Raw genomic sequence first — 22,073 nt, 5'->3', positions numbered from 1 at the left:
AACCAAAATTTCAAACCTCTTCGTCAAAATCGTCAAAATTTAGCCTATTTTTTACCTAAAATTTCGTAGAATTACGACTTTAAATTTTCAAAAAGGACGCAGATGAATAAAAGTTTGGAATTCAGAGCCGACATCGGGATGGTCTTCGTAGCGATCGCTTTTGGGCTCGGGTATCTGCCCACCTCGCAGGCGCTTGCGAGCAACAACGTCTTCGTGCTGCTATTTTGGCGCTTTTTCGCCGCGAGCATCATCGCAGGCGCGATATTTTTCCCGAAGCTCAAGGCCATAACTTCGCGTGAGATCAAGCACGGCGCGGTGCTTAGCCTGTTTTTATTCGCGGGTTTTACGTCGCAGACCTTCGCCTTTAAATTTGCGCAAAGCTCCTCCGTAGCCTTCATCATCGGCCTAAACGTCGCGCTCGTGCCCTTCATCGCCGCAGCGCTGTTTAGACATAAAATTTACTCCTACGCCTACGCGGGCATCGCGCTTGCGATCGCTGGGCTCTATCTCATCGGCGACACGCAGCTAGGCCTGGGCAAGGGCGAAGCGCTGGCGCTAGTCTGCGCGTGCGCGTATTCATTTCACATCGTGCTGACCAACCGATTCGTTCAAAGCTGCGACGTAGCGGGCATCGCCTACGTACAGATCCTCTGCCTAAGCGCGCTTTGCTGCTTCGCGACGATCTTTTTTGAGAGGGTCAGCATAGTGCCGGTGATGGACCGAAGCTTTTTCGTCGCAATGGCAGTGATCTGCCTGCTGGGAACGGTTTTTGGCTTTTTTGCCCAGGCCTTGATGCAAAAATACACGACGCCCGTAAAAACCGCTCTGTTTTTCACGCTAGAGCCCGTAACGGCGGGCATTATGGGGGTATTCGTGGGCGGCGAGAGGCTAAGCGCGATGCAAATTTTAGGCGCGGCGCTCATCCTCGCAGGCGTTTTGATAAGCGAGATCGGAAGCTACCTCAGCGCAAAACGGAGCAGATCCGCAGACGTTTGATTTTGCGGCGGCGCAAATTCCATAACTTCCATGCCACGTGGAATTTTGCGCCATAAAATTCCGTGCCGCATAAAATTTGCACGCGAAATCCCGTGCCGTATAAAATTCCGCGCCTCACAGAATTCTATGTCGCGCGAAATTTTACGGCGCCTCTTGCAAGGATACGTTAAAATTCCACGACAAAATTTCGTATTAAAATTTACGTAGCAGGGGCGTGCGGCGAAGCTTTAGCGATAAAATTTCATTGCTTAAGCGATACAATAGTAAAATAATGAAATTTTAACAAAGGAGCCCCTATGAAAAAAATCATCCTTCTTGTAGCCGCGCTTGCGGGCATAATGTTTGCCAAAAGCGTAGAGCTAGAGACGCCGCCCGATCATAAAGACGGCGTAAATCACCTGGAATTGGTGCTGATCTTAGATAAATCAGGCTCGATGAGCGGGCTTGAGAGCGACACGATCGGCGGATTTAACTCGATGATAGAAAAGGAGCGCAAAGAGGGGATCGACGCCAGCGTCACGACCGTGCTTTTCGATACGAAATTTAACGTCATCCACAACCGCACGCCGCTTAAGAAGGTCGAAAACCTAACGTCTAAAGAGTACTACGCCGGCGGCAACACCGCGCTATTAGACGCCGTCGGCAGCACGATAGCGCGTATCGAGCGAGTGCCCGACATCTATGCCAAAAACAATCGCGTGCTTTTCGTCATCATCACCGACGGGATGGAGAACTCAAGCCGCGAATACTCCAAAGCGCAGATTAAGAAGATGATTAGCGACAAGCAGGAGAAATACGACTGGGAATTTATCTTTTTAGGCGCTAATATCGACGCCGCAAGCGAAGCACAAAGCATCGGTATCAAAAGCGAAAATGCCCTAAAATACGAGAATTCCAAAGAGGGTGTAAGTAAAAATTTCGAAGCGGCAGCCGAGATATCCAAAGACGTAGCGACCGATAATAAAGTAAACTCGAAATGGCGCGACAAGGTGCTACAAGATAAAAAATAACAAATCGCGAGGCGAGGCGCACCAGAAATGAAGTGTCGCTACTAAAACGAGCGGCGGCACTAAAATAGGCGGCGATGTGCATCGTGCGGCACAAAACGAGCTTTAGTAAAAAACACTGGCAGCGGTGCAAAAACGTGCGGCGCGAAAATGCAAATTTGCTCGCCGAATTTAAATGCTTCGCGAAGGGAGCCGATTTACGGCGAACAAGCCGCATTTCGCAGACGAAGCTAAATTTACGGCGCGCAAATTTCGCTTTTTGCAAGCGACAGGTAAATTTCGCCTTTTGCAAGTGATAGCTAAATTCCGTCTTTCGCAAGCGGCGCTAAATTTTAAAATTTAGGCACTGCAAAACGGGCGCAGCTACTAAGCTCGGCTGCATTAAAATTTCGTAAATTTAAAGAGGAGGAAGCTTATGAGAGTATCCGAGATCGACACGCCGGCGCTGCTGATTGATCGCGAAATCGTGCTTCGCAACCTGCAAAAGATGCAAAACTACGCGGACGCCGCGGGCGTAAGCCTGCGTCCGCACACCAAAACGCACAAAATGCCCTATTTCGCGAAGCTGCAAGAAAGCCTCGGCGCTGCAGGCATCACGGTCGCCAAGACGGGCGAGGCCGAGATCATGGCTGCAAACGGGCTGAAAGATATATTTATCGCAAACGAGATCGTGGGCGAGCTAAAATTTCAGCGCATCATCGCGCTTTTGCGCGCGGGGATAAACTTAAGCTTCGGCATCGATAGCATAGAGCAGGCGAGCCTGATAGAGCGCGCCTTTGAGCGTAGCGGCGCGAAGGCCTGCGTGCTTGCCGAGATCGAAGTGGGCGAAAACCGCTCGGGCTTCGTGGAAAAGCAGGATTTCGCGGCGTTTATAAAATTTATAAAAGGCTGCAAAAATATCGAATTCCGCGGCGTATTCTCCCACGACGGCCACTCCTACAAAGCCGCCTGCAAAAGCGAATGCGAGCGCATCCACCTAGCCGCGCAGCGCCGCACGCTGGAGTTTGCGGATATCGCGCGCGAGCTGGCTCTGCCCGCGCGCGTCGTTAGCATCGGCTCGACGCCCTCGCTCATCAACGATTTTGAAATTTTAAAGGGCGTCACCGAGATCCGCCCGGGCACATATATCTTTATGGACGCCTCGCAGGCGCAGGCTTACGGCGATTATTCGATGAACGCGGCGAGTATCCTTACGACCGTCATCAGCAGGCCTACGGCGGATCGCATCATCACCGACATCGGCGCCAAGGGGCTCACGCAGCAAAGGCGCACCGAGGGCTTTACGGCAACGCCGGGGCTCGGGCGCATAAAGGGCACGGATGTGTGGGTAAATGGCGTTTACGACGAGCATGCGATCATCTACGACAGAGCGCTGCGAGACGCCGTGCGCGTGGGCAATCGGCTTGAAATTTATCCGAACCACATCTGCCCCGTCGTAAATTTGCACGAGTTCGCCCACCTCGTTAGCGGCGGCGAGGTCGTAGAAAAGATCCCCGTGCTATGTAGAGGCAAGCTACAATGAGCAGGCAAGCTCAAAGGTGTGCGAGATAAAATTTAGCCTCTAATCTAGGGCGCGGCCAAATTTAAGGCGCAAATTTATCGCCGCTCAGGCTGTGGCGCAAAGCGCGCCGAATTTGACGACGAAATTTAACGAAAGGCGAAAATGAGACTTTGGACGATAAGTTTTAAATATCTCGATGCAAAGGGGCTAGTCGCACTTTGGCGAGAGGCGCTGCTAGCCAAAAACGTGCTGGCGGGGCTAACTAAAGGCTACAAAAATCACCCGCAGCTTGACCGCTTTTACGCGCATGAAAACCATTAAGGCGCAGTTTGATTGCTAGAGTTCGGGTTCGTTCTCGCCCGCTCTTTGCTTTTTAGAGCCTCGTAAATTTCATCGACGCCGCTTAGGTTTTGATCCAAAACCTCCCTCGCCTTTTTTAGCGTGCGCGCGCCGAAAATCCCATCCTGCTTGGCTCCGATGCTTTTTTGGATATATAAAATTTTATCCTTTTGCATCGCAGCGGAATCCTTAGTAGCCCCGGAAGCGGAATTTGAAGCAGGGCTTTCAGAGCCGTTAGAGCTTGCACTCGTAGAATTTTCGTCTACAGAATTTACGCCATCACTCGCGGAAGTAGAATTTTCGTCCTCAAAAAATGTAGGCATCCACCCTCGCAGCAGCCCTGCTGCGCCGGTTTTTAGCACGTAGCCCGTATTTGCCGCGCCTCCGTAGATTGCACTAGCCAAAACGGCGCAGAGCAGAGCTTTGCAAAAGCGAACAAACGCCGCGCCGCCTCTGCCGCAGCGATACTCTCGCGGAATTTTACGAGCTTTTACGGCGCACCGCACTGCGCTTGCCAGCCACAGCACTCCTCCGCCTAACAGCCCCACAGCAGCGATTGCCACGCCACATGCAAGTGCCCAAAAATAATGCTCCGCAAAGATCATCTCGAAGCAGCCCTCGCACGCTAGTGTAGCCGCTGCGATGAGCGCGCCTCCGCCTACGTACCACACTACGCGGTCATAGCGTGGACTTAGCACGCCAAGTGCCCCAGCCATCGCGCTGCCCAAATCGCGAGCGCATTGCTGCGAAATAAAGCCCTCACAAACGCGCATAATCGCTGTGGCGAAACTCTGCGCGCAATCCTCGCGTAAAGAACGCGGGAAAAATAATTTCTTTAATCGTGCAAAGGGCGAAATTTTAGAATTTGACGCGGCAGGGCTTTGCGTATTCGCGTGATTTTTAAATTTTGCAGCGGCAAGATTTTTGGAATTTACGGAATTTATTGCGGCGGAGTCTATGGAATTTGTGGAATTTTGAGCATTTAAGACACTTAAATCTCGGTAATCTCGCTCGCCGCGTAATTCGTAAAGACCCTCCGCGGCGCGATCAGAAGTGCCGCCTAAGCCCTCTTGCGAGCCGGCAAAATTAGGTCCATTTTGCGCGCGAGCTTCGTCGCTTTGCTGCCTAGCCTCAAAATCGCTGGCAGAATTCTCTCCCGAAAGATCCGCCCCTGCAAATTTTATGCCGCCCCCCACGGCGCCTGTAAACCTGCCAAGCTCTCCGCGCAACCCCAGGCGATTATCTTCCGCGCCCATAGAATTCGCCGAAGCGCTCGCGAATTTCATGCCCGCAAATTTTACGCTCGCGCCACCCTCGAGATTTTCTTTGCGAGAAGCGCCTTTTGCAAGGCTCAAAGCGTCGCGATCAGCCGCGCTGCAGGCAGAATTTGCAAAGTTAAAATGTCCATCCGAGCCGCGCAACTGCTCGAGATTTAGCGTCTCGCCGCGCAGCTTAGCACTAGCTAGGCGCATCGCCGCATCCAGCGCAGGCTTCGCGCGAAATAGCGCAAAAAGGCTTTGCGCATCGTCCCGCCCTAGCCTAGCGGATGCGCTGCGCACCGCCGCAAGCTCCGGCGCAAAAACTTCGTCAAAAAAGCTGGGCCTTACGAATGTCACGCCGCCGAAGCACGCCGCATCGTAAGCCTTGCCGCAGACGGCAAAACTCAAGCGCAAAAAATCATCCTCCGCGCTAAATACCGCTTCACAGCCGCCCTGCACCGCTCGCAGCGAGCTTAGACGGAACAAAAGTCTGCGTGCTGCAAAACCTACGCCCTTGCTGCATAAAAACTCCAGCAGCTCGCGACCGAAAACCTGCGAGCTAGCGCCTATGCTGACGCTCGGGCGAGCATAAACGGATACTTTGCCGGTGCGAGTGAAATACCCGCGCCCATCGCAGTGCTCGCAGCGAAAATCACCCGCGCCGCCGCACTTTTCGCAGCGCAATCTGCCTGCGCCGCCGCAAGCGGGACAAATGCGCGAGCCGCTACCGCCGCAGCTAGCGCAGGGAATGAAGCGATAGCCCATAGAATTTGACGCAGAGCCTGCAGAATCGCCTCCAGAAAGGCCGCGCGCATGAGCGTCCGTAGAGCTTAATGCCGCACGGCTATAGCCACCGGCGCCCTTGCAAGTGGGGCAGATCAAGCGCCCGCGTCCGCCGCAGTTAGCGCACGGCGTCTTGCCTACGCCTTCGCAGGCTTTGCAGCGTCTCCTGCCCGATCCGCCGCAATGCTCGCAACGCAGCTGAACGCTAAAGGGCTTAAAATCGTGAAATTTTATGATCTGATCCGCATTCGTAGCGGCTTTTTGGGGATCTGCACGCAGGCGTAGCATAAAGGCCTCGCTTAGCTCCGCATCTGCGCTTGCCGCGCGCAGGCACTCGCGCGCATGAGCTTCGAACTGCGCGACGTCAGCGAAATGCAGCTGAGCGCGCTCGCCGCCACTTATCTGCGAGACGCTAAACTTGCCGGCAAAGTCATATCGCACGCCAAGCCTCACGCTAAATCCGTAAAACTCACGATCAAGCTCGCGCAGATCGGCGCCTCCGCTACGCGCTAGTGCTTTGAGCCTAGCGACAAACGCCTCTGCAAGCTCCTCTTTATCCAGCTTGTCCATGATCGCTCCTTTCTTGCGGGCGCGCCACAAAGCCGCGCCGCATAAATTTTAAAATTTCTTTATTAAAATCCTGCAAATTTTAGCATTTCATATAACTATACCGCGGAAGGGAATTTTAAAATTCCAAAATCTCACGCAGGATGGAATTTAGCGCCATTGCGCGCCGTAAAATCTCGCTGCAAATCAAAACTCTAAAATATAGCTCGACGCGGAATCTCGCACTGCGGCGCGGCGACGTACATAACTGCCGCAACAAATACGGCACGAACGGATCGCAAAACGGAGCCGCGAGGCATACGGCGCCCGAGCGGTAGCAGCGGGTATGCAAGACTTTAATTCCGCAGCAGCGCATAATTTGGCTCGCGATGATGCGCGATACGGCATAACGCACAGCAAATTTCGCGGCCGCGTGAAATTTTAGATTTCACGGCGAGCTCGTACGTACGCACAGCATGAAATTTAAAATTTTACGACAGCTATGGCGCGACGTGCAGCGATCTAAATTTATGACAAGTAGCAGCGCGCAAATTTCAATTCCGCGCGACAATCAGGCGACGGGTGCGTGGAGTACAATTTAATTTACAAGCGCATAGCCGACATATTATCGCACAAATTCTGTTCGCAGCGACCGACGCAACGCGGAATTTCATACTGCGTTGCGTCAGCTCGTAAAATTTAATCCTGTTACCGCGCAGTTATAGCCGCCTGCGCCTTTGCAAGCAGAGCAGATCAGACACATCCGCGCCCACTGCAGGCGCTGCACGGCGGTGCGTTAAATTTAATATGGGCGCCGCAAACCTCCGCCAACATGACTGATCGCACGAGCGTAAAATTTAGCTCGCCTGTCGCATAATTTAACTCACGGCGGTGCATGTCGCGGCGCAAGCGCGAATTTTAGATCGTGCGGCGATCTGCTGCGCGACCGACGGATTAATTTCACGGTGCGCTCGACATGAAATTTAGAATCTCGTAGTGACACATGACACTGTGCGCGGCCGCGTGAAATTTTGAATTTCACGGCGAGCTTATGCGGCATGAAATTTTAATCTCACCGCGATGAGCTCGCAAGCTCGCGGGCGGTTCGGTTTAAGATCTTGCGCTCGGTTTTTACGCGGAATTTTGCGAGCGAAATTTCAAATGCTAAACTTGCACGGGTTTCGCGCCGAATTCTGCGTAGATCTTGCGTGAAATTTAATGAAATTTTGCAGGCCGAGCTCGGCGCGTCGAAACCCGAATAACCCGAATAACCCGAATAACCCGAATAACCCGAATAACCCGAATAATCAAAATTCAACTGGCTAAAGCCTAGCGCAATAAAACCCAAGCATGGCAAAATTATGATGCACTAAAACCGGGGCGTGATAAACTCGCCGCAACCTGCAAGCAAAATTTATCGCCGCCAAAGCCCGCAGCTAAATTTTACCGCCCAAGCACGGAATTTTAGGCTTTGGTTTTGAGCGCAGAAAATAAAATTTCACGCCAGACCGCTTATGACGCCCCCATCCGTGATCTTCATATTTAGCGCGTTAGGAACCTTCGGCAGCCCCGGCATCAGCATTATCTTGCCGCAGACGGCGACGATGAAGCCCGCTCCCGTGCGGATCTGAAGATCCTTGACGCTAAGCTTAAAGCCGCGCGCACGCCCAAGCGCCTTGGCATCGTCGCTGAAGCTATATTGCGTCTTGGCGATGCAGACGTTTAGCCGCTCAAGCCCCAAGGCCTTGATATGCTGCAGCGCCTTTTGCGCTTCCGGCTCGAAAACGACCTCGCTCGCGCCGTAAATTTTAGTAGCGATCTTTTCGATCTTGCTCGCCGTATCGTCGCTAAGCTCGTAGGCGAATTTAAGCTCCTTAGCACGCTCGCACTCATCTACTACGAGACGGGCTAGCTCAAGCGCGCCCTCGCCGCCTTTGGCGAAATTTTCGCAAATCGCCATCTGCACGCCGCGCTGCTTGCAATACTCGCGCACGAAAGCGATCTCCTCGTCGCTATCGAAGCTGAAGCGATTAAGCGCCACGACCGGATTTAGCCCAAAGTTTTGTAAAATTTCAATATGCCCGCCTAAATTTACGATGCCTCTTTGAAGCGCGGCAAGATCAGGGCTCGCGATACTTTCTTTATCCGCGCCGCCGTTGTATTTAAGCGAGCGGATCGTGCTAACTAGCACGGCAGCGTCCGGAGCGATGCCGGCGCGGCGGCACTTGATGTCGATAAATTTTTCAGCCCCGAGCTCGCTTCCGAAGCCAGCCTCCGTCACGGCGTAATCGGCAAGACTTAGAGCTAGCTTGCTCGCCATTATGGAGTTGCAGCCGTGCGCGATATTTGCGAAGGGTCCTCCGTGCACAAGCGCGGGCGTGTGCTCAAGGCTCTGGATGAGATTTGGCTTCATCGCGTCTTTTAGCAGGATCGCCACGGCGTCCGCGCAGCCCAGATCGCGCACGTATATCGGCTCTCCTTGCGTATCGTAGGCGACCATTATGTTTGCGATGTTTTCCTTAAGCTCGGCAAGATCGTTCGAGAGGCACAGAACCGCCATTATCTCGCTAGCTGCGGTGATATTAAAGCCGTCCTCGCGCTGCACTCCGTCGGTGCGCCCGCCCTGTCCAACGGTGATGTGGCGCAGCGCGCGATCATTCATATCCATGCAGCGCTTCCATAAAATTTTATCGATCTTTAGCGGGTTTTCTTGATACAGCGAGTTGTCGATGACCGCCGAAATGAGGTTGTTCGCGGAGGTGATCGCGTGAAAATCGCCGTTAAAATGCAAATTTAGATCATCCATCGGCACCAGTTGCGAATACCCGCCGCCCGCGGCGCCGCCTTTGATACCAAAAACCGGTCCCAGCGACGGCTCACGCAGCGCAAGGCAGACGCTTTTGCCTAGACGCTTTAGCGCGTCGGCTAGACCGATGGAGGTCGTCGTCTTGCCCTCGCCAAACGGCGTCGGATTGGTCGCCGTGACCAAAATAAGCTTCGAAGCGCGCGATCGCGGCTTGATGTTTAGCTTGGCTTTGTAGTGGCCGTACAGTTCGATCTCATCCTCGCTAAGCCCCAAATTTTTCGCAACGTTTGAAATTTTATCCGGCTTCGCCGCATTTGCTATTTCGATATCGCTCAACATTTTCTCTCCTTAAATTTAAAATTTTATCGCGCAGCTTTTACGCACCGCCTCTTTAAATCTGCGCATTAGCCGCTGCTACGCGCACCTTATCCGCCAGTCGCGCAAGATCAAAGCTTGCAGGCGTGAAAGTTGCCCCGGCTAAATTTCGATCTCGATGCCCACGGGGCAGTGGTCGCTGCCCATCACGTCGCTTAGGATGAAAGCATCCTTTAGCCGCGAGCGCAAATTTGCCGAGATGAAAAAATAATCGATCCGCCAGCCGACGTTTTTGGCGCGCGCGTTAAAGCGGTAGCTCCACCACGAGTAGGCGTCCCGCAGCTCGCCATGCACGGCACGGAAAGTGTCCACGAAGCCCGCCGCCTCCACCTCATCGAGCCACGCCCGCTCGATCGGCAAAAAGCCCGAGGTTTTGGAGTTTGCTTTGGGGTTTGCAAGATCGATCTCTCGGTGCGCGGTATTTACGTCGCCGCAAAATATCACCCCGAGCCCCTGCTCCGCGAGGCTGCGCGCGTAGGCTAGGAATTTTGCGTAAAATTCCATCTTATAGGCTAGCCGCGCCTCGTCTTTTTGGCCGTTAGGAAAGTAGATATTAAAAAGCACGACATCGCCGAAGCGGTGTTGCAGCACGCGTCCTTCGTCGTCTGGGAAAAACAGCGCCTTGCTCGTCTCGCTTTTAAATTTAGCTAGGCTTGCCACGCCCGAATATCCCGCGCGAGCGGCGGAATTTAGATCGATCTGAGAAAATCCGAGCTCGTAAAGCCCTTTCGGAGCGTCCTTTTCGCTCACCTTGATCTCTTGCAAGCCCAAAAAATCGGGGTTTTGCTCCGCAAGCCACGCAAAGCCGTCTTTGCCGAGCACTGCGCGCAGTCCGTTTACATTCCAACTAATCAGTTTCAAATTTAGCCTTTGGCGCAAAAATTTTGGTATGATTATACGAAATTTTGACTAAATTTAAAGGAAAATTATGCGCAATCAGCCCAAATACCGATTTTTTGCCAACTGGGGCTACGCGATGGCGGGTCTTGCCGAGATGCTGCGCAGCGAGCGTAGCTTTAGACTCGAGCTTTGCGTGTTCGTGCCGCTTCTGCTGTCGCTATTTTTTTGGAATTTCGGCGCGGTGCTAAATCTATTTTTGATCTTCGGCGCGGTCTTTACGCTCACAACCGAGTGCATAAACTCCGCCGTCGAGCGTGCGGTCGATCTTGCCACGAGCGAAATCCACCCGCTAGCCAAGGGCGCCAAAGACACCGCAAGCACCGCCGTGATGATGAGCCTATTTCTCAACGCCGCGCTGTGGGGATATGCGCTTATCGGTAAATTCTTTTAATCGCGTAATTGCAAATTTCGCGATAAAAGATTTAAATCGCTGTAACGCAGAGTTTTTTTGGCGAGTGCGGAATTTGCAAGCCACTTGAGTTGTTGATCGTCCACGCCTGCAACCCAAACACGACCCTGCGTGATATTGAAATTTTAAAATCCGAAATTTGCTTTAAATTTAAACTCTCCTGTGCGCGAAAATTTTAATATTCGCTCGGCTCTTAAAATTTTAAAATAGCTTTTAAAAATTTCTATAGATAAATCATTCAAGCAAATTTTACGCCGTAAAATTTTAGCTATAAAATTATAACGACTTTCAAGATGCTTTAATACAATTTTCACTAAAATCACGCCGCTTTAATTAAAATAATTTTCAAAAAAAGGAAAATTTTGTCTAAATCCTTTCACAAAATCTCGCGCAAATTTCATTTGTGGCTATCTTTGATATTTTGCATACCCCTTATAATCGTATCCGCAAGCGGCTCGGTCTTAGTCTATGCGGAGCGGATCGATGAAGCTTTGCTGAAAGACAAGGTGTTTAGGACCCAAGAAAGCGTGGCGAAATTCCCCATTAGAATGAAATTCAGCGCTTTGCAATCCGAGATAAAATCCAAATTTAAAGAGTACGCGATCATGGGCTGGAGCATCGCGCAAGATCCTTTAAAGACCGATAAAATCAGACTTTCCTCGCAGAAGCTACAAAAGCAAGCCCTAATTTACCTGGACGCCTTTAGCGGCGAGATAAAAGGCGCGTCTATACCGCGAGCTCATGGCTTTATCGGCGCGATAAACAAACTGCACGCGGAGCTGTTTTTAGGTCGCGGCGGTAGAATTTTTGCAGGTATAGTGGGGCTTAGCGCGCTACTTATCGGCATTAGCGGCTTTTTTATCTACAAAAAATTTTGGCAAAACTTATTCTCGCTGAGGCTAGATCGGGCCATATATTTTATGCGCGGCGCTCACCGCCTAATCGGAGTCGCGAGCACTCCCGTAATGTTTGCTATAGCTATAAGCGGAGCATGGTGGGAGCTAAGGGCGGTAACTTACAAGCCGCTCGCAAATCCATGCGGCGCGGTCTTGCAGAATTTTAAGACCGAGCGAAATTCCACCGTCGCGGCATCAAACGGAGCGGTAAGCATGAAAGCGGTGCAAAATCTTGCGACGCTAGATGAAGCTTTAGCGCGGATAACGGTTAAATTTAAAGAATTTCGCTCCACCTATATCGCCTTTCCGCTCTGTCCGGGCGGCGCTTTTACCGTATACGGCTTCGAGGCGGGGCAAAACCCGCTGCAAAGCCCTTACGCGAGCCGTATCACGATATCAGATGCAGGCGAAATTTTAAAAGCGGACTTTATAAACGATGCGGATTTTTCGGACAAACTTCAAGACGGCTTTCGTCGCGCCCATGCGGGCTCATACGGCGCAATAACGAAGCTTATATGGTTTTTAGCGGGGCTTGCACCCCTATTTTTAAGCATTTGCGGATTTTACATAACCCTAAAAAATAGAAATTCTAAAAGGAGAAAGTTATGAAGAAAGTATCTCTTTCGCTCGTAGTCGCATTAAATATGCTAACTTCGCTTTATGCGGAAAATAACGCCACTGCGAGCACCCCGGAGAACTTAGGCACCATAGAAGTGCAAGATACCCAAAAGCTCCGTCGCGACGACAGAGATTATGAGGCTAGAAAGCTCGTTAAAAGTACCACCAGGCTCGATCTTACGGCGAGAGAAACGCCCCAGTCTCTTACCGTGGTGACCGAAGCCAAGCTAAAAGATATGGGGATAACCGATTATCAGGTGCTGATGCGAAATATCGCGGGCATTACGAGCGGGCGTATGGATGAGAGGCTCTATCCTACGGCGCGCGGATTTAGCATAGATTATTATCTGCTTGATTCGATGCCTAGCTTCGGAGGTTTTAGCCTCGGGGCGAACGATTTAAATTTACTGCCATATGAGCGCGTTGAGGTAGTAAAGGGTGCGAACGGATTATTGGCGGGCGCGGGAAATCCCGCCGCGAGTTTAAATTTTATCCGCAAGCACGCGGATTCCGCCGTTCCGAAAGGATACATCAGCCTAAACGGCGGCTCATACGACAAATACGGGCTTAAAACCGATGTGCAAAGCCCGCTCAATCAAAGCGGTTCGGTACGCGGACGCCTAGCGTTTATGCATGAACGATCGCACTCTTATATGGACTATTACAATCGTCGCAATACTGCCGTTTATGGCGTATTAGATATCGATGTAACAGACGATTCAAGGCTGAGCTTTGGCTCATTTTATCAGACTCTACGCCGACATGGCACACGCTGGGGCGGAATGCCCGCGTTTAAATCGGACGGCACGCGCACGCACTTCGGCAAAAACAAAATTTTCTCTCAGCCTTGGACGCGATACGACATCTCTACGCTTGATTTTTATGCCGATTTTAAACAATATTTCTCAAACGAGGCGAGTTTAAGCTTGAGTTATTCGTTTCGTCGCGCTCATACCGATTCAAATTTGCTCTATTATGGCGGCAGGGTAGGCCCTGGCGGCATCGGAAACGTCGCCGATCTTAGCGTTTATGCTAACAAGCGCGAAGAGAATATCCACAATATCGATGCCTACGCAAATATCCCGTATGAGCTTTTCGGACAAGATCATGAATTTGTATTTGGTGTGATGTATAATCTTTACAAAAAAGGATCTGATAACGTAAGTAGCTACTGGAATAGTCGAAACACTCCGGCAGGCCTTGCTTATGCCGCGCGTACTAGAATAAATTTTAACGACCTTCATATTGAAGATCCACGCTTACCGTATGTAGATCAAAATAATGCCGATCGAACTATTCAAAAAGCAATTTATGCCGCGAATAAACTCTCAATCACCGAGGATTTAAAGCTCTTATTAGGAACACGGATGAGTTACTATAAATATAAAATTACAGGTGGAGCAGATAATAGAAATTTTACCCGCGAAATTACTCCATATGCAGGGATCACCTATGATTTAGACGATCATCATACCCTTTATGCAAGTTATACGAGTATTTTTAAACCTCAAACCTACAAGGACAAAAACAATAAATATCTTGATCCCATCCAAGGCAAGGACTACGAAGCGGGCATCAAAGGCGAGTATTTTGACGGCGATCTGCAAGCAAGCCTGGGCGTTTTTAAGATCATCCAAGATAAGCTCGGCATCCGCACCGACGAGTATATCACGGGCACAAATTCCTACGCTTACAGGCAGGGTCGCGGAGTAACCAGCAGGGGCTTTGAAGCGGATGTAAACGGTAAAATTACCGATGCACTAAGCCTAAGCATGGGGCTAGCGCACTACAAAGCCAAAGATGCTGACGGCAATATCTACGCCAGCGACTCCTCCCGCACCAGCGCAAATCTTTTTGCAAAATATGAGATCGGCACATTTAGAATCGGCGCAGGCGCGATGTATCGCTCAAAGATTTATTCCGACTCGCCATACGGCAGGATCGAGCAGAAAGCTTACACGATTGCAAACGTAATGCTAGGCTACAAAGCGAGTAAAAACCTAGATGTGCAGCTAAACGTCGATAACATAACCGATAAGCGCTATTTTGAGGGTATCGGTTCTAATCGAATGATCTACGGCGATCCGCGCACCTTCAATCTAAGCCTTACGTATAGCTTTTGACCCAAATAGTCGCGGTGGAATTTGTCTAGTGCTTAGCTCTAATAGAATTTCATCGCGACGCCATAGATAAATGGCAAATTAAGCCTAAATTTCGTAAAATCACTGCCAAGACGCGAGGTCGCGTAATACGTTAAAAGGCAAACCATGCAAAAATCAACCACGTAAATCCCGTTAAATTTAAACCAAATCAACCAATCAATTTAAATTTAACGGAGACAACCATGAAAAGACGAGACTTTCTAAAACTAGGCGCGCTGGCGGCGGCTTCAGCGCAAGCAAAGCAATTTGACGCAGCGGCGCAGGCGATATTTGACGAGCAGATGGGGCTTTGCGCGAATAAATTTGGCGCGTTTTACGTAAAAACCATCGGCGGCAGGGTCGTGGGTACAGAGCCCTTTGAGGGCGACGCGATGCCAACGGTGCTAAATAACGCCCTAAGCGATCACATCCAAAACGAAACGCGCGTGAAATACCCCTACGTGCGCAAAAGCTTCCTGGCTAGTCCCGCAGATCCAAAACCGCAGCTTCGCGGCAAAGAGCCTTTCGTGCGCGTTAGCTGGGACGAGGCGATAAAGCTAAGCGCTAAAATTTTAAAAGAAAACTTCGATAAATACGGCTCGGAGGCCATTTACGGACAGCTTTATCAGTGGGGTAGTCTGGGCAAGGTCGGCCACTCACAGCGCACTGCAAAGCGCATGCTAAACGCGCTAGGAGGCTACGTGAGCGAGCTTGGCGGCTACTCATACGGCGCGGCGACTGCGTTTTTGCCTCACGTGACGGGTTCTATCGATCCGACGCATAATCCTACGCGCTGGGAGGGCGTGGTAAAGGAGGCTAAAACGATCGTGTTTTGGGGCACGAACCCAGTCGTCTCAAACAAGATCGCTATCGGCGTGCCGATGCACAACTCCTACGCCTACTACGAGATTATGAAAGAGAAATTTAAAAAAGGTGAGATGAAAATTTACAGCATAGACGTTTACCGCAACGAAACGGCGGAGTATTTCGGCGCGCACTATCTAGCCGTGCGCCCTTGCACCGATACGGCGATGTTGATCGGGCTTTGCGAATATCTTTACGAAAACGGGCTTTACGACAAGGAATTTATTGAGCGCTACACGGTCGGATTTGATAAATTTAAGGAGTATTTCACCGGCGCAAAAGACGGCGTGAAAAAGGATCTAAAATGGGCGAGCAAAATTTGCGGCGTGAGCGAAAAGGAGCTAAAAAGTCTAGCCGACACGCTAGCTAAAAAAGACACGCTCATCGTCACGGGCTACGCGATACAGCGACAGCATCACGGCGAGATGGCGTACTGGGCGCTGATCGCGCTAGCTGCGATGCTAGGCGACATTGGCAAGACGGGGCGCGGCTACGTGATGAATGATCAGATGCATAAAAACGCAGATATTAGCTTCATCGCGCCAAAGCTTCAGGCCTTTAACCCAGCGATAAACGAAAAATACATCGCCCCGCAGGGCAAGCTAGCTAAGGCTAAATATCACGAGATACCAAACAGCAGACTCATAGACGCGATCATGGAGCCGGGCAAAGAGATCGAACGCAACGGCAAAAAGTACGTTATGCCGCACATTAGAGTGATGTTTAACGCCAACGGCTCGACCTTCACCCGCCACCCGGACACCAACCGCGCGGTCGAGGCGATGCGCAAGATTGAAGCGATCATCACCACAGAGCCCTTTTGGACTAGTACGGCGAGGCTCAGCGACATCGTTCTACCGGCGGCGCTTGAGTGCGAGCGCACGGATATCGAGTTTGCAAACTCGACTAGCGAATACCTTTTTGCGATTAAGCCGCTAGTAAAGCCTGCGGGCGAGAGCAAAAGCGACTTTGAGATCGCGCGGCTCATCTGCGCGCAGTGGGGCGAGGAGTACGAGCAGGCCTTTAGCGAGGGTAAAACGGAGCTTGAGTGGGTGAAGGAAATTTATGCCGACGCTGCTGCAAAAGCCGAGGGTATAGGCATAGCGATGCCTAAATTTGAGGAGTTTTGGCAAAAAGGCTACGTTAAATTTGATAAAATCGACGAGAAAAAGCGATACTTTACAAACTACGCGGACTTCCGCGCCGATCCCGAGAAAAACGCGCTAAAAACGCCGTCGGGCAAGATCGAGCTCTACTCCGAAGCGGTCGAAAAGCTAGGTTATCCCGACTGCCCGCCGCACGCGACATGGATGGAGCCCTTTGAGTGGCTGGGCGGCGACGTGAGCAAGTATCCTATCGCCATCAGCGGCGCGCACTCTAAATTTAGGCTCCACTCGCAGCTAAACAACTCGCTCATCCGCAACTACGCCGAGATCGCGGGCCGTGAACCCGCGCTAATTAGCCCAGCCACGGCAAAGGCGCGCGGTATCAAAACAGGCGACGTGGTAAGGATCTATAACGACCGAGGCGAGATCCTCTGCGGCGCGCTGGTAAGCGATACGGCGCAAGATAACGTCGTGATCGTAAGCGAGGGCGCGTGGTACGACCCGACCGTTTGGGGCGAGCGCAGCCTGTGCAAGCACGGCAACATAAACGTGCTAACCAAGGACGTGCCTAGCTCGCAGCTCTCGCAAAGCAATACCGCGCACACGAGCATGGTGCAGATCGAGAAATTTAAAGGCGAACTGCCGAGCGTAACGGCGTTTGATCGGCCCGTGACGATAGAGGCTTAGCGCGCTTTCTAGCTCTTGTGCCAAAGCCCTACCAGCCGTTTATCGCAAATAAAATCGCTAAGTTTTTCTGCGCCAAGAGCTCGTCCGAGAGGCGGTCGTATTCACCCCCGAGCCCCATTTCTTGCGCCATAGACGGCGGCTCATCATCCCAAGAGCCCATCGCACCGAATACATCGGCGATCCCCGCCGCGGCAAACGCCCTCAAGCTCGGCTGCGGTAGCGCTGCAAACGAAACGGCGTAATACTCGCCTACAGCGACTTCGCCCCGCAGCGTCTTAAGCGCATTATCAAACGTCTGCGCAAAGTTTTCGCAGCCTATCTTGCTCGCAAAATCCCTAATTTGCACTAAAACATTCCCGAATTCTGCGCTGTTATCGCGCGCGTTTAGCGCATCCCGCGGCATCCCGCGCCAAAGACGCTCGACGTATTTCACGCGCCAAGCCTTTTTGTCGCGATCGTATTTCCAATCAGGCGTAAAAACGCCGTCAAAGCCCTCGAAGCAGCAAACGATGCCGTTTACGCTCATACCCGAAAAACCCAAAAGCGCTCTATCTTTTGCGAAAGTTGGAATACTAAGCCCCGCGTCCTTCAGACCGAGCTTTAAGCACTGCTCTATCCAACGCCGCCGTGCGGAGATCGGCTCGTCCTCGCGCCCTTTTTGCGCGAGCCGTCCGGTGAAAAACTCGCGCGCTTTTTGCAAAAGTGGCGAGCCCGTGCTTTCGTCGGCGCCTTTTTTACTCGCCGCTTTTTCATTTGCCGCTTCTTTGCTGTTCGTGCGCTTTTGCTCCGCTGCACCGCCACTCTCGGCAGTTTTGTCCGTCGCACTGCTCTGCACTGCACCGTACGCATCTTTTTGCTCCGTAGCTTTACTTGCGTCGTTTACGCCGTCCTGCACTGCGCGGCTCACACCCTCTGCGGTGCGGAAATGCTCCTTTGCAAACTCAAAATTTAAATATTTTATATATTTTTGATCTTGCAGCGGCGGCTTAGGATTGCCGCGCAGAGCTGATTTTAGCGCGACGCACAGCGCGCACGAGAGATATATTTCGCCGTTCATAGATATCCTTTAAATTTCGATCGCTCCCGTTCATGCGGCGGATTATTTATGCTCCGCGCCAAAAGCTAGCGGCGGCAAAATTTTAAAATTTTGCGCCTTAGCGACAAATTTAATCACGATAAAATTTGCGCGTGAAGCAAAAACAAATCTGCGCAAAGATAGAATTCTCAACCGCCGCGAACATAAATTTAAAAGCAGCTGCCGTATCGAAAAGGTGCTGCTATAAATTTAAAGCAGCTCGCGCACGGGCATGGATAAAATTCCAAAGCCGAAATCTACGAGCGGCATGAGCAAGGCGATGTGCGTCAAATTTACCCGCACTACAAAAATGACAAACCGCTTTAAAAAAATTTCAACCGCGCTCGCGCTATGAAATTTTAAAAGCAAGTTACCACACCGAGCTACCGATAAATTTAAGCAGGTCAGTCACGCTGCGAGATCAAGGGCTGCGCCGATACCGAGCAAAACGCACTATGAAATTTTAAAGACAAGTCGCCACGCCTACGCTGCCATCAAATTTAAAATGAACCGATCGCACCGCAAAATTTTAAAAGCGAGTCGTTGCGTCCAAACTAGCTAAATTTAAAATGAAGCAATCGCTTCGTTTATGCTACGAATGCCGCTCGTCCGCAAGCCGCCGCTCGCAAGCCTTACGCCGCAAGTACCCTATGCTACGACGTTTGGAAACTCATAGACCACGCGGCCGCTTTTGATCGTGCAAACCGCAGCGCCCGTAAGCTGCTTGCCAAAAAGCGGCGAGTTGCGCGATTTGGACTTATTTAGCGCCTCGTCGTAAACGTAGGAAATCTGCGGATCGATGATCGCGACGTCGGCCAAAAAGCCCTCTTTGATCTCGCCCTTGTCCTTTAAATTTAAAATTTTAGCCGGATTAAACGAGCACAGCCGCACCATGTCTTCAAGACCGATGACGCCCTCGTTTACTAGCCGAAGCGTAAGCGGCACGAGGGTTTGAAGCCCTAAAATTCCAAACGGCGCGTGGTCGAATTCTACAAATTTATCGTCGGTATTGTGCGGAGCGTGATCGGTCACGATGGCGTCGATCAGACCACTTTTAAGCGCCTCTCTGATCGCCTGCACGTCGCTTTGGGTGCGAAGCGGCGGCGACATTTTAAAATTCGTATCGTATCCCATCAGCTCGCGCTCGTCGAAGGTGAAGTGATGCGGCGTAGCCTCGCAGGTGACGCGGATGCCCTCGCGCTTAGCCTGCTCGATGAGCTTTAACGACCACGCCGAGCTTACGTGCGCGATGTGGATGTGCCCGCCCGTCTTTTTGGCAAGCAGCAGATCGCGCGCGATCATAATCTCCTCTTTTTCGCTCGCCATCCCCTTTAGACCGAGTATCGCGCTGACTTTACCCTCGTTCATCACGCCGCCATGGCAAAGCGAGCAATCCTCGCTGTGATTTATCACGAACGAGCCGAAGTGCGCGGAATATTCGAGCGCCTGTCGCATCACGGAGCTGTCGGTCACGGGCAGCCCGTCGTCGCTGAAGGCCACGCAGCCGGCTTCCAGCATATCGCCCATCTCGACGATCTTTGCGCCCTTACAGTCCTGCGAGATCGCGCCTATGGGCAGCAGATCGATCAGCCCGCGCCCCTTGGCCTTGGCAATCATCGCGCGAGTGATGCTGGAGTTATCGTTTACGGGCCTAGTATTTGCCATCGGAAGGCAGGTCGTCACGCCGCCTGCGACCGCGGTTTCGCTGCCGCTGATGACGTCGTCTTTGTATTCGAGCCCCGGGTCTCTAAAATGCACGTGCATATCGATGAGCCCGGGCATCACGAGCTTGCCCGCGGCGTCTATGACGCGGTCTGCGGCGGGACACTCGCGCGTGATCATTGAAATTCTATCGCCCTCGATCAGGACGTTTACTTCCTCGCTACCGTCGTGATTAACGATCGTGCCGTTTTTTATCAAAATTTTCATCGTGCGCTCCTGTTTAAATTTATCGTATGAAGTATCGCCATTCGCATCGCCTCGCCGTTTTCTACCTGATCTAAAACGCAGCTATAGCGCGGATCGTCGGCTACGTCGGAGTTGATCTCCACGCCGCGGTTGATCGGGCCCGGGTGCATTATCATGACGCCCTCTTTCGCTGCCTGCATCCTCTTGGCGGTAAGTCCGAAAAATTTCGAGTACTCGCGCACGCTCGGGAAGCTCGGCTCGCCGTCTTGCCGCTCAAGCTGGATTCTAAGCATGATGATGACGTCGGCGCCCTCGATCGCCTCCTCCACGCTTTTGCATATCGGGTAGCCGAACGCGTCGCAGTCGCGCAGCATCATCGGAGGGCCGAAGAGTCGCACGTTTATGCCGAGCTTTTTCATCGCCCAGATGTCGCTTCTAGCTACGCGCGAGCGAAATATATCGCCTATGATCGCGACGTTTAAATTCTCGATCCTGCCCTTGTGCTCGCTGATCGTAAAAAGATCCAGCAGCGCCTGGCTCGGATGTTCGTTCAGCCCGTCGCCCGCATTTACGATCGATGCGTCGCAGTTGGCCGCGACAAATTTCGCCGCGCCCGAGCAGCTGTGGCGCAGCACGAAGATATCCGTGCGCATCGCCTGCATATTTCTGATAGTGTCGATCAGCGTCTCGCCCTTTTTCGTGCTACTGTCCGCAGCCGTGAAATTTACGCTGTCCGCGCCCAGGCGCTTGGCTGCGATCTCAAAGCTAGTGCGGGTGCGGGTGGAGTTTTCGAAAAACGCGTTGATGACCGTCTTGCCGCGAAGCGAGTCGGATTTTTTGATATCGCTGCGGTTCAGCGCTTTAAACTCGCGCGCCAGATCTATAAAGTCGTAGATGTCCTCGCGGCTCAGATCCTGCGCGCTAAGAAGATGCTTTAGCTTATACATTCCCTCTCCTTTTTTGGGCCGAATTTCAGCCGTAATTGTATAAAAAAATCTCTGATAAAATTTTAAAATTTAAGAGCGGGGCTCAAATTTAGACGCGGAATTTTGCTTGAAATTTCATTTGAGTTCGCATACGAAGCGCGAGCGGAATTTTGGGGTAAAATTTAAAAATTTTGAGATTAAATTTGAGCTTTTTAAGCGAAAATTTTAAAAAATCAGCCACGCCACTTACATAAAATTTTAAAGCTTTACGCGCAGCGGGCGGCTAGAAAAGCAAAGAATTTAAAGCTTATTTAAATACTTTATATAATTTTTTGCACTATTTTCTACGGCTTGCTCGCTTTTATCGTAAGTAAAGCCGTATGAGACGAAATTAGGCATAGTCGTTGCGCCGACGAAATTAAATGTAGCCTTAAATGGCGCTAGCACCTCATCCACGCTAAAGCCCACGATGCCGTTTTTAGAGTAGTTTGCCTCAGTCGCGCCAAGCGAGATCGCAAGCGCAAATTTTTTGCCTTTAAGCTTGCCGCCGCTCTCTGCGCCATAAGCCCAGCCGCGCGTAAAAACGTCCTCAAACCACTGCTTAAGAAGCGGCGTGCAGTTTGAAAAACGAAACGGAAACTGAAGCACGATTTTATCGTGACTTTCGAGCAGTTTTTGCTCCTTTTCCACATCGATTTTAAAATCCGCATAAAGCGCGTAAAGATCATGAAGCTCGAACTTATCAGGATGGGCTAGCACAGCATCCCTCCAGTGGCGGTTTACAAGCGAGTTTGCGATATTTGGATGAGCTAAAATAATGAGAGTTTTCATTTCTATCCTTTAAATTTGAAATTGCGGGGCGCATTATAGCCCTACTTCGTAAAATTTTTCTTGTTTTATCGCAAGCGACCTTAAATTCTAAAGCTTTACC

Annotated in this window: 15 protein-coding genes; 8 read left to right on the top strand and 7 right to left on the bottom strand. The window is 51.3% G+C overall.

Going from position 1 to position 22,073, the window contains the following annotated elements:
* The first annotated feature begins 102 nt into the window (after positions 1 to 102).
* The 4 genes from Q0600_RS01325 to Q0600_RS01310 all read left to right on the top strand — a co-directional run bounded on the left by Q0600_RS01325 (position 103) and on the right by Q0600_RS01310 (position 3,825).
* Entirely contained in the window at positions 103 to 996 is an 894-nt protein-coding gene (locus Q0600_RS01325) for a DMT family transporter (protein WP_298756005.1), read from the top strand.
* 296 nt (positions 997 to 1,292) lie between these two features.
* Positions 1,293 to 2,006, top strand: coding sequence for a vWA domain-containing protein (locus tag Q0600_RS01320; RefSeq protein WP_298756002.1), 714 nt, complete (start codon positions 1,293 to 1,295; stop codon positions 2,004 to 2,006).
* Between the two features lie 412 nt (positions 2,007 to 2,418).
* On the top strand, positions 2,419 to 3,525 hold the full coding sequence (locus Q0600_RS01315; protein WP_298755999.1) for an alanine racemase: 1,107 nt from the start codon (positions 2,419 to 2,421) through the stop codon (positions 3,523 to 3,525).
* Between the two features lie 141 nt (positions 3,526 to 3,666).
* Complete coding sequence (locus Q0600_RS01310; RefSeq protein WP_298755996.1) at positions 3,667 to 3,825, top strand: pyrimidine dimer DNA glycosylase/endonuclease V; 159 nt, start codon at positions 3,667 to 3,669, stop codon at positions 3,823 to 3,825.
* Here Q0600_RS01310 and Q0600_RS01305 read toward each other — a convergent pair.
* The 3 genes from Q0600_RS01305 to Q0600_RS01295 all read right to left on the bottom strand — a co-directional run bounded on the left by Q0600_RS01305 (position 3,822) and on the right by Q0600_RS01295 (position 10,473).
* Positions 3,822 to 6,455: a hypothetical protein gene (locus Q0600_RS01305; RefSeq protein WP_298755994.1), complete on the bottom strand. Its 2,634-nt coding sequence runs from the start codon at positions 6,453 to 6,455 to the stop codon at positions 3,822 to 3,824. The two genes, Q0600_RS01310 and Q0600_RS01305, sit on opposite strands and share 4 nt — an antisense overlap.
* A gap of 1,474 nt (positions 6,456 to 7,929) precedes the next feature.
* The gene (locus Q0600_RS01300) at positions 7,930 to 9,576 is read right to left on the bottom strand and encodes a formate--tetrahydrofolate ligase (RefSeq protein ID WP_298755991.1); all 1,647 of its coding nucleotides are present in this window, start codon (positions 9,574 to 9,576) and stop codon (positions 7,930 to 7,932) included.
* A gap of 138 nt (positions 9,577 to 9,714) precedes the next feature.
* On the bottom strand, positions 9,715 to 10,473 hold the full coding sequence (locus Q0600_RS01295; RefSeq protein WP_295152225.1) for an exodeoxyribonuclease III: 759 nt from the start codon (positions 10,471 to 10,473) through the stop codon (positions 9,715 to 9,717).
* A 67-nt stretch (positions 10,474 to 10,540) separates the two neighbouring features.
* Here Q0600_RS01295 and Q0600_RS01290 point away from each other — a divergent pair, with 67 nt between their 5' ends.
* From Q0600_RS01290 to Q0600_RS01275, 4 genes are all read left to right on the top strand, one after another.
* Complete coding sequence (locus Q0600_RS01290; RefSeq protein ID WP_298755988.1) at positions 10,541 to 10,903, top strand: diacylglycerol kinase; 363 nt, start codon at positions 10,541 to 10,543, stop codon at positions 10,901 to 10,903.
* Between the two features lie 380 nt (positions 10,904 to 11,283).
* A complete protein-coding gene (locus Q0600_RS01285) occupies positions 11,284 to 12,426 on the top strand; it encodes a PepSY-associated TM helix domain-containing protein (RefSeq protein ID WP_298755985.1) in 1,143 nt (380 codons plus the stop codon).
* On the top strand, positions 12,423 to 14,558 hold the full coding sequence (locus Q0600_RS01280; RefSeq protein WP_298755983.1) for a TonB-dependent siderophore receptor: 2,136 nt from the start codon (positions 12,423 to 12,425) through the stop codon (positions 14,556 to 14,558). The genes Q0600_RS01285 and Q0600_RS01280 overlap by 4 nt, the downstream gene beginning before the upstream one ends.
* Positions 14,559 to 14,779: 221 nt before the next feature.
* Positions 14,780 to 17,233, top strand: coding sequence for a molybdopterin-dependent oxidoreductase (locus tag Q0600_RS01275; protein ID WP_298755980.1), 2,454 nt, complete (start codon positions 14,780 to 14,782; stop codon positions 17,231 to 17,233).
* 28 nt (positions 17,234 to 17,261) lie between these two features.
* On the opposite strand, the gene Q0600_RS01270 is transcribed toward Q0600_RS01275, so the two are convergent.
* From Q0600_RS01270 to Q0600_RS01255, 4 genes are all read right to left on the bottom strand, one after another.
* Positions 17,262 to 18,290, bottom strand: coding sequence for a hypothetical protein (locus Q0600_RS01270; protein ID WP_298755977.1), 1,029 nt, complete (start codon positions 18,288 to 18,290; stop codon positions 17,262 to 17,264).
* A gap of 666 nt (positions 18,291 to 18,956) precedes the next feature.
* On the bottom strand, positions 18,957 to 20,237 hold the full coding sequence (locus tag Q0600_RS01265) for a dihydroorotase (RefSeq protein ID WP_298755974.1): 1,281 nt from the start codon (positions 20,235 to 20,237) through the stop codon (positions 18,957 to 18,959).
* Positions 20,234 to 21,163, bottom strand: coding sequence for an aspartate carbamoyltransferase catalytic subunit (locus Q0600_RS01260; RefSeq protein ID WP_298755970.1), 930 nt, complete (start codon positions 21,161 to 21,163; stop codon positions 20,234 to 20,236). The genes Q0600_RS01265 and Q0600_RS01260 overlap by 4 nt, the downstream gene beginning before the upstream one ends.
* Positions 21,164 to 21,442: 279 nt before the next feature.
* On the bottom strand, positions 21,443 to 21,973 hold the full coding sequence (locus Q0600_RS01255; protein ID WP_298755967.1) for an NAD(P)H-dependent oxidoreductase: 531 nt from the start codon (positions 21,971 to 21,973) through the stop codon (positions 21,443 to 21,445).
* Between the last annotated feature and the right edge of the window lie 100 nt (positions 21,974 to 22,073).

The sequence above is a fragment of the uncultured Campylobacter sp. genome (assembly GCF_938041645.1).
Taxonomy (GTDB): domain Bacteria; phylum Campylobacterota; class Campylobacteria; order Campylobacterales; family Campylobacteraceae; genus Campylobacter_B.
Note: the sequence above shows the minus strand (reverse complement) of the source record. Positions and strands in the feature narration are given on the sequence as shown.